Source organism: Oscillibacter sp. (assembly GCF_032060045.1).
Classification (GTDB): domain Bacteria; phylum Bacillota; class Clostridia; order Oscillospirales; family Oscillospiraceae; genus Oscillibacter.
On record NZ_DAMBZJ010000031.1, the window covers coordinates 260 to 12,729 of the forward strand.

12 protein-coding genes and 2 pseudogenes are annotated in these 12,470 nt (G+C 57.1%); 7 read left to right on the plus strand and 7 right to left on the minus strand.

Features of this window, described 5'->3' with window-relative positions; genetic code table 11:
* A pseudogene (locus tag RT018_RS12140) lies at window positions 1-1,412 on the plus strand (hypothetical protein); the annotation flags it as partial.
* Window positions 1,413-1,648: 236 nt separating this feature from the next.
* Here the strand turns inward: RT018_RS12140 and RT018_RS12145 are convergent.
* From RT018_RS12145 to RT018_RS12155, 3 genes are all read right to left on the minus strand, one after another.
* Window positions 1,649-3,628 carry a LysM peptidoglycan-binding domain-containing protein gene (locus RT018_RS12145; protein ID WP_312942341.1) on the minus strand — a complete coding sequence of 660 codons (1,980 nt, stop codon included), beginning with the start codon at window positions 3,626-3,628 and terminating at the stop codon, window positions 1,649-1,651.
* A 192-nt stretch (window positions 3,629-3,820) separates the two neighbouring features.
* The gene (locus RT018_RS12150; RefSeq protein ID WP_312942343.1) at window positions 3,821-4,210 is read right to left on the minus strand and encodes a hypothetical protein; all 390 of its coding nucleotides are present in this window, start codon (window positions 4,208-4,210) and stop codon (window positions 3,821-3,823) included.
* Window positions 4,211-4,308: 98 nt separating this feature from the next.
* Window positions 4,309-4,488, minus strand: a complete 180-nt coding sequence (locus RT018_RS12155; protein WP_312942344.1) for a hypothetical protein — start codon at window positions 4,486-4,488, stop codon at window positions 4,309-4,311.
* 219 nt (window positions 4,489-4,707) lie between these two features.
* On the opposite strand from RT018_RS12155, the gene RT018_RS12160 reads away from it, so the two are divergent.
* The 4 genes from RT018_RS12160 (at window position 4,708) to RT018_RS12175 (ending at window position 7,372) form a co-directional block, all read left to right on the plus strand.
* Complete coding sequence (locus RT018_RS12160; RefSeq protein WP_312942345.1) at window positions 4,708-5,613, plus strand: selenium metabolism-associated LysR family transcriptional regulator; 906 nt, start codon at window positions 4,708-4,710, stop codon at window positions 5,611-5,613.
* Window positions 5,614-5,798: 185 nt separating this feature from the next.
* Entirely contained in the window at window positions 5,799-6,914 is a 1,116-nt protein-coding gene (gene yedE, locus RT018_RS12165; RefSeq protein ID WP_312942346.1) for a YedE family putative selenium transporter, read from the plus strand.
* 15 nt (window positions 6,915-6,929) lie between these two features.
* Window positions 6,930-7,133, plus strand: a complete 204-nt coding sequence (locus RT018_RS12170; protein WP_312942347.1) for a sulfurtransferase TusA family protein — start codon at window positions 6,930-6,932, stop codon at window positions 7,131-7,133.
* The gene (locus RT018_RS12175) at window positions 7,130-7,372 is read left to right on the plus strand and encodes a DUF3343 domain-containing protein (protein ID WP_312942349.1); all 243 of its coding nucleotides are present in this window, start codon (window positions 7,130-7,132) and stop codon (window positions 7,370-7,372) included. The genes RT018_RS12170 and RT018_RS12175 overlap by 4 nt, the downstream gene beginning before the upstream one ends.
* A gap of 236 nt (window positions 7,373-7,608) precedes the next feature.
* Here RT018_RS12175 and upp read toward each other — a convergent pair whose 3' ends face one another.
* From upp to tsaE, 3 genes are read right to left on the minus strand one after another with little or no spacing between them, the layout of a single operon-like run.
* Window positions 7,609-8,241: a uracil phosphoribosyltransferase gene (gene upp, locus RT018_RS12180; protein WP_312942351.1), complete on the minus strand. Its 633-nt coding sequence runs from the start codon at window positions 8,239-8,241 to the stop codon at window positions 7,609-7,611.
* A complete protein-coding gene (tsaB, locus tag RT018_RS12185; protein WP_312942353.1) occupies window positions 8,238-8,948 on the minus strand; it encodes a tRNA (adenosine(37)-N6)-threonylcarbamoyltransferase complex dimerization subunit type 1 TsaB in 711 nt (236 codons plus the stop codon). The genes upp and tsaB overlap by 4 nt, the downstream gene beginning before the upstream one ends.
* On the minus strand, window positions 8,945-9,373 hold the full coding sequence (tsaE, locus tag RT018_RS12190) for a tRNA (adenosine(37)-N6)-threonylcarbamoyltransferase complex ATPase subunit type 1 TsaE (RefSeq protein ID WP_312942356.1): 429 nt from the start codon (window positions 9,371-9,373) through the stop codon (window positions 8,945-8,947). The genes tsaB and tsaE overlap by 4 nt, the downstream gene beginning before the upstream one ends.
* A 203-nt stretch (window positions 9,374-9,576) precedes the next feature.
* Here tsaE and RT018_RS12195 point away from each other — a divergent pair, with 203 nt between their 5' ends.
* Both RT018_RS12195 and RT018_RS12200 read left to right on the plus strand, forming a co-directional pair.
* Window positions 9,577-10,734, plus strand: a complete 1,158-nt coding sequence (locus RT018_RS12195) for an FtsW/RodA/SpoVE family cell cycle protein (RefSeq protein ID WP_312942359.1) — start codon at window positions 9,577-9,579, stop codon at window positions 10,732-10,734.
* 331 nt (window positions 10,735-11,065) lie between these two features.
* Window positions 11,066-12,130, plus strand: coding sequence for a metal ABC transporter substrate-binding protein (locus RT018_RS12200; protein WP_312942362.1), 1,065 nt, complete (start codon window positions 11,066-11,068; stop codon window positions 12,128-12,130).
* 69 nt (window positions 12,131-12,199) lie between these two features.
* Here the strand turns inward: RT018_RS12200 and RT018_RS12205 are convergent.
* Window positions 12,200-12,470 (minus strand): annotated as a pseudogene (locus RT018_RS12205) (pseudouridine synthase); the annotation flags it as partial.

Here is a 12,470-nt window from a genome sequence, read left to right on the forward strand (position 1 = left end):
GCAAAACGTTGGGGGTCTTTGCGCGTACTCCTACGGACCGACTTGTCCACGTCCTTTCCGCCGGACGCTGCCGGGAAATTTTAGGGCAGGACTGCGGACTGAAGGGCAGCGACCGGGAGCTTCTTGCTGCGCTGGACCTGCCGGGAGAGCTGGACGGAGCCGCGCTTACCCAATCGCTGGAACATACTCTTGCGGTCTGGCTTGGGTATGTGCCCGCAGACCCAGCCGAAGCCGAAAACCCGGAGAAACTGCGGGCCGTGAGAAGGCTACGCTTATTTGGCAGGCGAGAGAAGAAGAAAGCGCCGCTGCCCAGCCTTCGGGAGTTCGGGTTCGGTTTTGGAGAGCACGCGCAGGCAGTGGAAGGGGGCGGTGGCCCCGCACCCCAGCGGAGGCTGGGGGAGATGACGCTGGCACAGAGCGAGGAAGCCCTTCGAGCTTACATCTCCAGTTATTTCGGTGCATCTCTGTACCCGGTGGACCGGGTGCAGCGGTTGGAGCGAGAGTTGTGCGCGGGGGACCATAAGGGTTGCAAGCTTTATTATGCCCGGGGCGGGGTGGAGTTTGACAAGCATGCCCGGGGCTTCGCGGCGGAACAGCGCAGGGCCGCACTGCGGCAGATGGAAAAGAACAAGGCGGCTTATGAGGCAAACTTCACTGTCAACCGGATCACTGTGTCGCGGCTGACCGCCCGCATTCGCAATGCGATGCAGACTCATTTGCAGCCTGAAACCGTGCGTACCGCTGCGGGGCTGCTGGATGCGGCGCGGGTTTGGCGGGCGGGGTGTTTGGGAGACGACAAGGTGTTCACCCGCGTTCTGCGGGGAGACCCGGGCGCGCTGTGCGTGGACCTTCTTCTGGATGCGTCCACTTCCCAGATTTCGCGGCAGGAAACCGTTTCCGCGCAGGGATATATGATTGCGGAGAGCCTGACCCGCTGCGGCATTCCCGTGCGGGTGACGGCGTTTTGCTCTCTCAGTGGCTACACGGTTTTGACCCGCTTCCGGGACTATGGGGAAACGGACAGAAACCAAATGATCTTTCACTATTTCACCACCGGCTGTAACCGGGACGGGCTGGCCGTCCGCGCACTGGGCCGGGATCTGGAGGATGCGCCCTGCGAGCATCGACTGGTGATTCTCCTGTCCGACGCAAAGCCCAACGATGTAATAAAAATTGCCCGAAGCGGTGGCTTCCGGGATTATGCAGATCGGGTGGGCGTGGTGGATACGGCACAGGAAGTCCGCAGCCTGTCCCGCACCGGGGCAGCTGTGGTGTGCGTTTTTACCGGGGAGGACGAAGATTTGCCCGCTGCCCGGACCATTTACGGACGAAATTTCACCCGCATCCGTCGGCTGGATCAGTTTGCCGACACGGTGGGGACACTTCTGCAAAATCAGATTTGCAACCTGTGAAAATTCCAAAAAGTTCCGCGAAAGCGAGGACTTAAAAATGTTGGGGTCCCGCCTTTTGGCGGAGCCCTGCCATGAAAAGGCGAGGGGCCGTTCTTTAAAGAACGGCCCCTCGCTACAGTCTGTCGAAGAAGCACGAGTGGCGGGGAGGTGTCATCCGGGGTTCGCCACAGACTGAGGAGTCTCACCTTTTGGCGAGGCCTCTGCACCATTTTGGAGGGAAGAAAAGTTCGGAAAACTTATTCCTTGGGAATGCAGATGCGCTGGCATTTCACAAGGTTCTCGAAGTCTACATTGGGATTTGCCGCCATAATCGCCGCGGGAGGAAGGTTAAACTGATTTGCAATCCGATTGAGCGTATCTCCGGGCTTGACGGTGTAGCGGCAGGCCGCCCCATGGCATCGGTTCATGGGGATAAAGATATACGTGCCCTCTTTCAGACAGTATAGCTGCGTGTTGGGATTGCTTCGGATAATGCTCTCCACACTGACACAGTGGGCTTTTGCAATTTTACAGATATTGTCACATCTTTTAACTCTGTACAAAAACGTGTCGGAGGAGGGCCGCGTCTGCGCGGGCGGCGGTGAGGGCATCTGTGTCGGCATCTGCGCGGGTGGTTCCATATCGTTGGGGATGCAGATCATGCTTCCAATGCGCAGGTTCTCAGGGTCCAGATCGGGGTTAAGGTCCATGATGCTCCGCACGCTGACGCCGTAAATCTGGGAAAGTCTCCAAAGCGTATCGCCCTGCCGAATCGTATACGAGAAGGTCTCGTCTCCGCAGACATAGGACGATGTGGAGGTGGGTTTGGGAGTTTCCGAAGATTTTGACGTCACAGCGGGATAGGTAATCGAGGGCCCTTTAACCGTGGGGCCTTTAATGGTGGGCGCGGTGATGGAGGGCATAGTAATTGAGGGGGGTGTAATACCCTTGGACGTAATGGACGGAAACGTGATCGACGGCGCCGTAATGGATGGGGGCGTGATCGTTGGAGGCGTGATGGTTGGGGGCGTAATTGTGATTGGTTCTGTGATAGGTGGCTGTGGCGCAGGGGCAAAGGGAATGCAGATTGCGTCGCCGACCTGCAAATTTCGGGCCTCCAGTCCAGGATTGAGCTTGAGAATGCTTTGCACGCTAACGCCGTAAATCTGGGCGAGCTTCCAGAGAGTGTCCTCCCGCTGAAGCGTATAGGTGAACGCTTCGTCCCCGCAGACGACGGGGGAGGTCGGCATGGGAGTGACCGGCTTCGGTGCAGGCATGGGTTTTGGAGTGGGAGCGACCGGCTTGGGCGCAGGGGCAAAGGGAATGCAGATGGCAGTACCTATCTGTAAGTCCTGGGCCTCCAGTCCGGGGTTGAGCTTGAGAATGCTTTGCACGCTAACGCCGTAAATCTGGGCGAGCTTCCAGAGAGTGTCCTCCCGCTGAATGGTATAAGAGAACGTGCCTTTTCCGCAGACAACAGAAGGCTTGGGGGAGGGCATGACGGGCGTGGGCGTGGGCGTAACCGGTTTTGGAGCGGAAGCGAGAGGAATACAGATTACATCGCCTACCTGCAAATTCTCCGCTTCCAGTCCGGGGTTGAGCTTGAGAATGCTTTCCACGCTGACGCCGAACACTTGAGCAAGCCCCCATAAGGTATCGCTCCACTGAACTGCATAGGAAAAGGTTTCGCCTCCGCAGATGGTGGGCGGCATGGGCGTAGGCATGGGCGTAGGCATGGGTGCAGGCATAGGCGCCGGCATAGGCGTAGGCATAGGCGCCGGCATAGGCGTAGGCATAGGCGCGGGTGTAGGAGCAGGCGCTGGAGGCGATGGTTGCGGTGCGGAGGCAAGAGGAATACAGATCACATCGCCGATTTGCAGATTTCGGGCATCCACGCCCGGATTAAGATCCATGATACTTTGCAAGCTGACGCCGTGGGTCTGGGAGAGTTTCCACAGAGTGTCTCCGGTACGAATTATGTACGAGGAGGCACCCCTTGGGCAGATATGGGGCGCGGGTGAAGTGGATGGGGGCGACGGAGATACGGAGGATGTGGGCGCGGGAATGCAGAGCGTTGCGCCAATCTTCAGATTCCGTGGATCAACGCCCGGGTTGAGGTCAAGAATGCTCTGGATGCTGACGCCGTTTGCCTGAGAGAGCTTCCAGAGCGTATCTCCGCTTTTGATGGTGTGCTGCTTAGCGTTTGAAGGACATGCGTTTGAATACATCTGATACATATATAAACACCTTGCATCTGTTAATATTGACGGGAGGAACAGCTCGCTGTTCCATCTTATGCAAGCTGCACACGTTTGCCCCTAAATCAGAGGCAATGAAAAAGCGCCGTCCGAAGACGGCACCTTTAAAGAATGCGAACAAATGCCACTCCGGGCACTGGTGATGGAGTGACCTTGCCGAACGTGGAGAGGTCAGTAAATGGATTCGACAAAGTCAATAAGTTCAAGGTTATCAAATTCCACGCTGTTAAAATGAAGCCCCGGCTCCACGCTTCTCGTCCGCCAGTCGTATGCAATCCGGGCTTCGATGGGGAACCAACGTCCAGAACTACCGTCCTTGACCAGAGCCCTGAAAATGCCATTCTGGCGATAGGTCTGGTTGGGGGTAATGGGGGTGTATTGTTCGGAGGGTTGGAAATTTGACTCCAGCATCAAAAGGGACTTTGGCTTGACACCGTAGTTAATCCAATTCAACAGGGCTTCTTCGGCTTCACGGGTGGGTGTAAACCGGGCTTCGCCCAAAAAAACGCCTGTTTCGGTGTTGTAGGCATCCACGCTGGGATTGATCAGTTGGGTAAACACGTCCGCAATCACTCCTCTCCTAATCATATTTATGATGTTGCGGAGCGGAATAACACAGTGTTTTGGGAGATTTTGTGATTTGCGGTACGCCGGGAAAACTACTCGCCGTGCCACAGCTCCGTGTTCAACCGGATAAAAAAGACGGCAAAGGGCAGCAGAACCAGCAGACCCAATCCGTCCGTCCCACAAAGAGCCCACGACAGCAGAAGCCCCGCTGCCAGTGCCAGAGTACCCAGCAAAAGCCGGACGTGCGCTGGCAGGTGAAAAATATGTTTCATAGTTCCTCCTGGGCGCGTACCTTGCGCCTGAACTTGATTCTAGAGGAAAATTGCCGCGAAATCCGTCTAAAAACAGGGAGGGGTTGACAGTCGAGGGGAAAAAGCCCTATCATAGAGCGACAGAGAGGTTGTGCATCGGCTGTACGGCGGGGAACTCCGAGGCTGCGAAGCCAGATTGTCCGGGCAGGAGCGATACCCGCCGGGATTGTGAGGATGGATATGCTGAAAATCAATTTGAAACAACTGGAGGCGTTTACCGCCACAGCGGAATACGGCAGCTTTACCAAAGCGGCGGAGGAGCTTTACCTCACTCAGTCCACCGTCAGCGCTCATATTCTGGCTTTGGAAGAGGCGATGGGCGTTCAGTTGATTCTACGGGGCGCGCGACGCAAGCTGACGCTGACAGAGGAGGGCCGAAGGGTTTATGGTGCGGCGCGGGACATTTTGGACCGTTGCCGCCTGCTACAGGATCCCATGGCGGCGGAGGGACGGGTGGAGCTGAGCGTCGGCGCGTCCACGGTTCCGGCTCAATATTTGCTGCCGGAGCTGCTCTCCGGCTTTCTTCAGCGCCACGGCGAAAGTCGGTTTCTTCTCCGCCGGGGAGACAGTGCACAAATCCACAGCCTGTTGAGCCAGGGTGAGGTACGCATCGGCGTGGTGGGGGCTCCTCCGGACCGGCGGGCGTTTGCCTGTCAGACACTGTGCGAGGACCGATTGGTTCTGGTAACGGCTTCCACGGAACGCTTTCAAGCCCTGAAGGCGCGGGGTGCTTGCGGGCGGGACCTGCTGGACCAGCCCTTCATTATCCGTGAGGAGACCTCCGGTACCCGTCAGGCAGCGGAGACGTATTGGAGAAAACACGGAGTTTTGCCGGAGAAGTTGCACATCGTTGCCTGCATGGACAACCCGGAGGCCATCCGCCGCAGTGTGGTGGGAGGAATGGGCGTTTCCGTGATGTCGGAGTTGTCCGTGCGAGAGGAGGCAGAGGCCGGTCGGCTGCTGACCTTTGAACTGGACGAGGTGGGATTTTCCCGGCGGATTTATCTCGTCTGGCGCAGGGATGTGAGTCTCAGTCGAACGGAGCAGGCGTTTGTGGGCTATCTGAAGGCGGAGCTAAAAAAGTAAGATACGGAGAGCGGCAGGAATCCGCTCTCCGCATTTTTTTATGAAATGACATCGACTATCGTCAAAAACGATAGTAACTATTACGAAATTGTAAACAAAGATTGGCCTTTCCTGTGAAACTAATTTATAATAATTTCCAAGAACTGTGAAAAAAACGGAAATTTTGTAAAACTGGGGGAGTTGAAATGAAAAAGGTAAATTGGGTTGTGGTGGCTGCCGGCGGACTGGTGGGTCTGGCTGCGGTGGTGCTGACAAAGTTGGGAAACCCGGCCAACATGGGCTTTTGCATTGCCTGCTTCCTGCGGGACATTGCAGGCGCGGTGGGACTTCACGGTGCGGCCAAGGTGCAGTATGCCCGTCCCGAGGTTATCGGACTGGTGCTGGGTGCGTTCATCATGTCCGTGGCCGGAAAGGAATTCCGGGCAAAGGCGGGGTCCTCTCCCGCCACGCGGTTTGTTCTGGGCGTCTTTGTCATGATCGGTGCGCTGGCATTTTTAGGCTGCCCGCTGCGGATGATTCTGCGTCTTGGCGGCGGAGACGCCAATGCAGTTGTGGGCCTTGTGGGCTTTACGCTGGGTATTCTGGTGGGTGTGCAGTTCCTCAAGCGAGGCTTTTCTTTAAAGCGGGCCTATGAGGTGGGCCGTGCAGAAGGCGGCGTGCTGCCCGCCGTGATGGTGGGGTTGCTGCTGCTTTTGCTGGCGGCTCCCTCTCTACTGAAGTTCAGCGAGGAAGGCCCGGGCTCGAAGCATGCGCCCGCGCTGATTGCTCTGGTGGCTGCTCTGGTAGTGGGCGTTCTTGCCCAGCGGGCCAGACTTTGCACCGTGGGCGGTATCCGGGACGCGCTGCTGTTTCAGGATTTCAAGCTGTTGTATGGCTTTATCGCAATTTTCCTGGTGGTGCTGGCGGGCAACCTCATCAATGGGAGTTTCCACTTTGGTTTCGCGCTTCAGCCTGTGGCCCACAGTAGCCACCTGTGGAATTTGCTGGGCATGACGCTGGTGGGCTGGGGTTCCGTTCTGCTGGGCGGCTGCCCTCTGCGCCAATTGATTCTGGCGGGTGAGGGAAACGGCGATTCCGCCGTCACCGTGTTTGGTATGATCGTGGGCGGCGCGTTGGCCCACAACTTTGGTCTGGCGGGCAATCCCGATGCGCTGAACGAGGCCAAGGAACTGGTGGTGGGCGGAATCTCCAGCACTGGTAAAATTGCGGTGCTTTTGGGGTTTGTGGTGTTGGCCGTAATTTCCGTAGTAAATTTGCCGAAAGAGGAAAAAGTTGCCGCCCGGCAGACGACGGCAGTATAAGAGGAGGAATTCAGAATGATTGACGCAAGAGGCTATTCCTGCCCCACGCCTGTGGTGTTGGTGCAAAAAGAGGTGAAGCAGAGCAATCCGGCGGAGCTGGAGGTTTTGGTGGACAACCAGTGTTCTGTGGAAAACGTCACCCGCTATGCGGGTGGTAGTGGCTATCAGGTGGCCGTGACACCGGAGGGGCGGGATTTCCGCCTGCTGCTCAAAAAGTGAGCTGCTATGTCGCCACGTTTCACACGCATCTGGCGGCGCTAACCACCGCCCGCGCACTGGCGGCCCGGGGGGTTTCCGCCAAAATGATGCCCACGCCCCGGAAGCTCAGTTCCTCCTGTGGTACCTGCGTGCGCTATGAGGCGGAGGACCCGTGTCTTTCAGACATGGACGTGGATATGGAGCAGGTATGCACGCTGGAGGCGGAGGAACGGTACATTGTGCTGATCAAAAACGCGTGATGTGCGGCGAATAAGTCTATCCGCGCTTCGGAGGGCCTCAGGGAAATTTTTTAGTGCGGCTGGATACATTCGGGCTTTTTTGGCTATTTTCAGAGCCTTGTGCCGCTTTAAAATTACTGAAATAAAAAAAGAGGTGCCGCCGTTTAGAAACGGCGGCACCTCTTTTCAGCAAGCCAAGGGTAATCGATTTTGGTGAAAACAGGGGGTAGGCGCATGGACTATGGCCCACAGAAAAATTACTTGGTGCCGAAAATCCGGTCCCCCGCGTCTCCAAGACCGGGGATGATATAGCCGTGGTCGTTCAGGTGGTCATCCAGCGCTGCAATATAGATTTCCACATCGGGATGATCCTTCTCCACGCGCTTGATGCCCTCTGGCGCGGCAAGCACGTCCATCAGTTTGATGTGCTTGCAGCCATATTCCTTCATAAAAGTGATGGCGGCGGAAGCGGATCCGCCGGTGGCGAGCATGGGGTCGACGATGATCACGTCCCGCTCCGCGATGTCGGCGGGCATTTTGCAGTAATACTTCACCGGTTCCAGCGTCTCCGGGTCCCGGAACAGGCCGATATGCCCCACCCGGGCGGCGGGAATCATTTTCAAAACGCCGTCCACCATGCCAAGGCCCGCCCGCAAAATGGGCACAATGGCAAGTTTTTTGCCTGCCAGGGTCTTGAAAACGCCGGGAGCCACGGGGGTTTCCACCTCCACATCCTCCAAAGGCAGGTCGCGCGTGGCCTCATAGGTCATCAGCATGGCAATTTCGCACACCAGTTCCCGGAAGTCCTTGGTGCTGGTGTCCTTGTTGCGTAGGATGGTCAGTTTGTGCTGAAGCAGGGGGTGGTTCAGAATGTGAGTGTTGTCGTTCATGTCGCGTTCTCCTTCTTTATTCTGTCTCGCAGCCGCTCTGCCTGAGCAGGGCGCAGATATACGGGGGATAGGTTCTGAGCTGTGGTTAGCGTGCCCGCTTCGGCCAGTTCTCCGGCGGCAAGGGCCACACCCATAGCGTGTTGATGCAAGAGCCTTGCAGGTGCTAAAGTGCAGGAGATTCCCGCTTCCTCCAGTGCCCGTTGACACAGAGCGCCACCGTCGCCCACGGCAATGAGCGGACGGGGATCGTCGCGCAGCTCTTCGGCTAAATCTACAAGGCTGATGGCCCGGTCCTCACAAAGGCGGGTGAGCCTGCCGTCCTTTGCTTCAAACAGAGCATTGTAGATTTGGGCCCGCCGGGCATCCATTGCACAGACAATCAAGCCATTCATATGGCTCAGACCCAAAGCCATGGCGTACAGCGTGGAAACGCCTGCGGCCGGGAGATTTGCGGCGAAAGCCAGTCCCTTTGCAGCGGCCACGCCGATGCGGATGCCGGTAAAGGACCCCGGCCCGGCGGCCACGGCGATCAGGCCCAGATCGTCCACACTTAAATCTGCATTGTTCAGTAAAGATTCCACCATGGGCATCAGGGTCCGGCTGTGGGTCAGCCCGGTGTTCTGATAGCAGGAGGCCAGCACCTGCCCGTCCTCCGTCACGGCGGCGGAGCACGCCTTGGCAGAGGTTTCCAACGCCAAAATTTTCAAAAACCGTCCACTCCCTCCACCGTAATGTCGCGCCAGCCATCGCTCTCCGGGCGGCGGGAAAAACGCACCCACACCGTATCCTCCGGCAACGCGTCCTCCACCCGCTCGCTCCACTCCACGGCGCATACGCCTCCCCGACCGGGGTAATCCTCCCAGCCGATGTCGAACAGCGCGTCAGAGTTCGGCAGACGGTACATGTCGAAGTGAAACAGAGGAATGCGGCCCTCGTATTCGTTGACAATGGTGAAGGTGGGGCTTGTGACCCGGTCCTTGCAGCCAAGTCCCCGGGCCAGCCCCCGGGTAAACGCCGTTTTTCCCATGCCCAGCTCTCCCTGAAAGGCCAGCACGGTTCCCGGCGACAGACGCCTTCCCAGCGCCTCTCCGAGGGATTCCGTTTCGGCCTCGCTGTGGGATAGATACTCCATTTTTCCGCCTCCTCTCCCGGGGCACCGCCTCGCAATTCCTGGATATGTCCAAAAATGCGGCGAGCGTACCCTGAAAAATTACCGGAAATAGTATAGCACAGTTTTCCCTCCGTGTAAAAACAAATTTCATTGGTTTACACACCGTGCCTCCTGTGGTATACTATATACTCTGTAAAATCACGGTTTTTCTGATAGGAGTTGCCATGTTCAACCATCTTCGCTCCACTCTGTCCGATTTTTTCCAGCAGGCAGATTTGGTCCTGCTGGCGCTTTGCTGCGGGTGTACTCTGTTCGGCATGGGGCTCATTTCCAGTGCCACGCACTACATGGGTACGGGAACGATGATCCGCTTCGTAGGCGTACAGGGCGCAGCCATGTTGATTGGCCTGTTTGCCTACGTGCTGCTGTCGATGGTGAATGTGGAGCTTTTGGTGAAGCACTGGAAGCTGATTCTGGCGGCCAGCGTGGTGCTGTTGCTATTGCTGCGAACCCCGTTGGGCGTTACCCGCAACGGAAACCGGGCGTGGCTGGAAATTCCTCATATACCCTTTTCCATCCAGCCGGCCGAGGTGGTGAAGATTGCCTTTATCATTCTTTTGTCCAAGCAGTTTGAATGGGTCAAGGAGCGGCGGCGGGAATTGAAAAGCCTTGTCAGCGTGGCGGGACCCACGGGCCATCTTCTGTTTATGGTGGGGCTGATTTACGTGGTGTCCAGCGACATGGGAAGCGCCTTGGTCTATGTGTTCATCTTCGTTTGCGTGGCACTGGTGGCAGGGGTTGCGTGGCGGTGGTTTATCCTCGGCGGCGGAGGAATGGCGGCAGGGGTTCTGGCGCTGTATTTTATGGGAAAGCTGCCCTCTCACATGGCGGACCGATTTCGTGTTCTGTTTGACCACAGCTTTGACCCACGGGGCGTTGGCTGGCAGCAGACCCGTGGACTGTTGGCGCTGGGCAGCGGCGGCTGGTTTGGGCAGGGGCTGTTTCAAGGAACCCAGACGCAGGCGGGCCGGGGCGCCCTGCCGGAGCGGCACACGGACTTCATCTTTGCCATGATTGGCGAGGAGCTGGGCTTTTTCGGGTGTCTCCTAGTGATTTTGCTGCTGACGGCCATCATTCTGCGCTGCCTGTGGGTGGCGCGGCGGGCCACCACGGATTATGCCCGTCTGGTGTGTGTGGGTATCGCGGGGATGCTGATTTTCCAGACTGTGGAAAACATCGGCATGTGCCTGTTTGTTATGCCCGTCATCGGGTTGACGCTGCCCTTTTTCAGCTATGGAGGCTCCTCCATCGTCACGCTGTATGCTGCCATGGGCATCGTCTCCGGCGTGAAAAAACGGGCGCTGATGAACTGGAGCCGATAGCGGCTGTTATTTATTAAGAAAAAACAGATCCCCGCGCTCCATTTATGCGGAGCGCGGGGATCGTTTTTGTCCAAAACGGTGCAGTTGAAATCATTGCTGAAAACAACAAGAACCACCGCAAAACATGGGGTTTAAGAGCAAACTGCAAAGAGGTGGGACTACAAACTCTGCCTTTTTTGCTTGCAGCAGGAGTTTTCCGGGGGCTTTGGAGGTTGAGAAAGTTATCGGTTATAAAAGTAAGAAAATTGGAAAAATTGGGGTTGCAAATTGATTTTTGCTGTGTTATACTTCCGAATATGAAAATCGTTCTCAATTTGAAAGGAGCCTTATATTGAAGATTAACTTTTTAAAGCTGTTGGCGGTGGTGTCCGCCACAGCGGTGCTGGTTGGCTGCAGCACAACAGGCGGTGCTGTCTCTTCTCAGGGGCAGGAGGCAAAGCTGCGGGTGACGGCCACTGTGTTTCCCGCGTATGACTTTGCCCGGGCCGTGTGCGGCGATTTGGCGGAGGTGACGCTGCTGCTGCCTCCCGGGGCGGAGAGCCACAGCTACGAACCCACGCCAAAGGATATCGTGAACGTAGGAAGCAGTGACCTGTTTTTGTATCTGGGCGGCGAGTCCGACACCTGGGTGGAGACTCTTTTGAAGACCGTGGACGACGGCGTGAGCCGCATGAAAATGATGGACTGCGTGGAACTAAAGGAAGAGGCCGAAATTGAGGGCATGACCGCTGAGGAGGATCATAACCACAGCGGAGACGACCATGACCACGATGAAAATGCGCATGACGAAGAAGCAGAACACCACGATGAAGATGCCCATGCCCACGATGAGGACGAGCATAACGAGGACGGGGTCGGACAGGTTTTGGAGTACGACGAGCATGTGTGGACCTCTCCGGTGAATGCCGCCGCCATTACCACCGCCATTGGCGAGCGGATGGCGGAGCTGGACCCGGCGCACGCGGAGAACTATCGGGCGAACGCAGCGGACTACACCGAAAAGCTGATGGCGCTGGACAAGGAGTATGAGGACTTCTTTGCAACGGTTTCCAATAAGACCATGGTGTTTGGCGATCGCTTCCCTCTGCGGTACTTTGCGGATGAATACGGTATCAACTGCTATGCCGCTTTCCCTGGATGTAGCACCCAGACCGAGCCTTCCGCTGCCACCATTGCGTTTTTGACGGAGAAGGTGAAGGAAGAAGGTCTTGGAACGGTGTACTACATCGAATTTTCCAACCATCTGGTGGCGGACAGCATCGCGGAGGCCACCGGCGCGCAGACCGCGCTGTTCCATAGCTGCCACAATGTTTCCAAGGCGGAAATGGACGCCGGAGCCACCTATCTGACGCTGATGGAAGGGAATCTGGACACGCTGAAAACGACCATGAAGTAAAAAAGACCGCCGGGAGACAAAGCTGTCTCCCGGCGGTTTATCTTGTCAATCCCTTGCCTGTGGGTTCGGTCACTTCTCAAGCAGGCGTGCCATTTCCTCCGGAAGGGGGGCGAAAAGTTCCAGCGGCTGGCCGGTGATGGGATGGGTCAGCGCCATCCGGTAAGAGTGGAGGGCCGGGCGGGCGATAAGGTCGGGGTCTTCCGTACCGTAGAGCCAGTCTCCCGCCAGAGGGCAGCCTACCGCCGCCATGTGAACCCGTAGCTGGTGGGTGCGTCCCGTTTCGGGAAGCAGCTTAAGAAGGGACAAGCCGCTTCGCGTTTCCAAAACCTGATATCGGCTG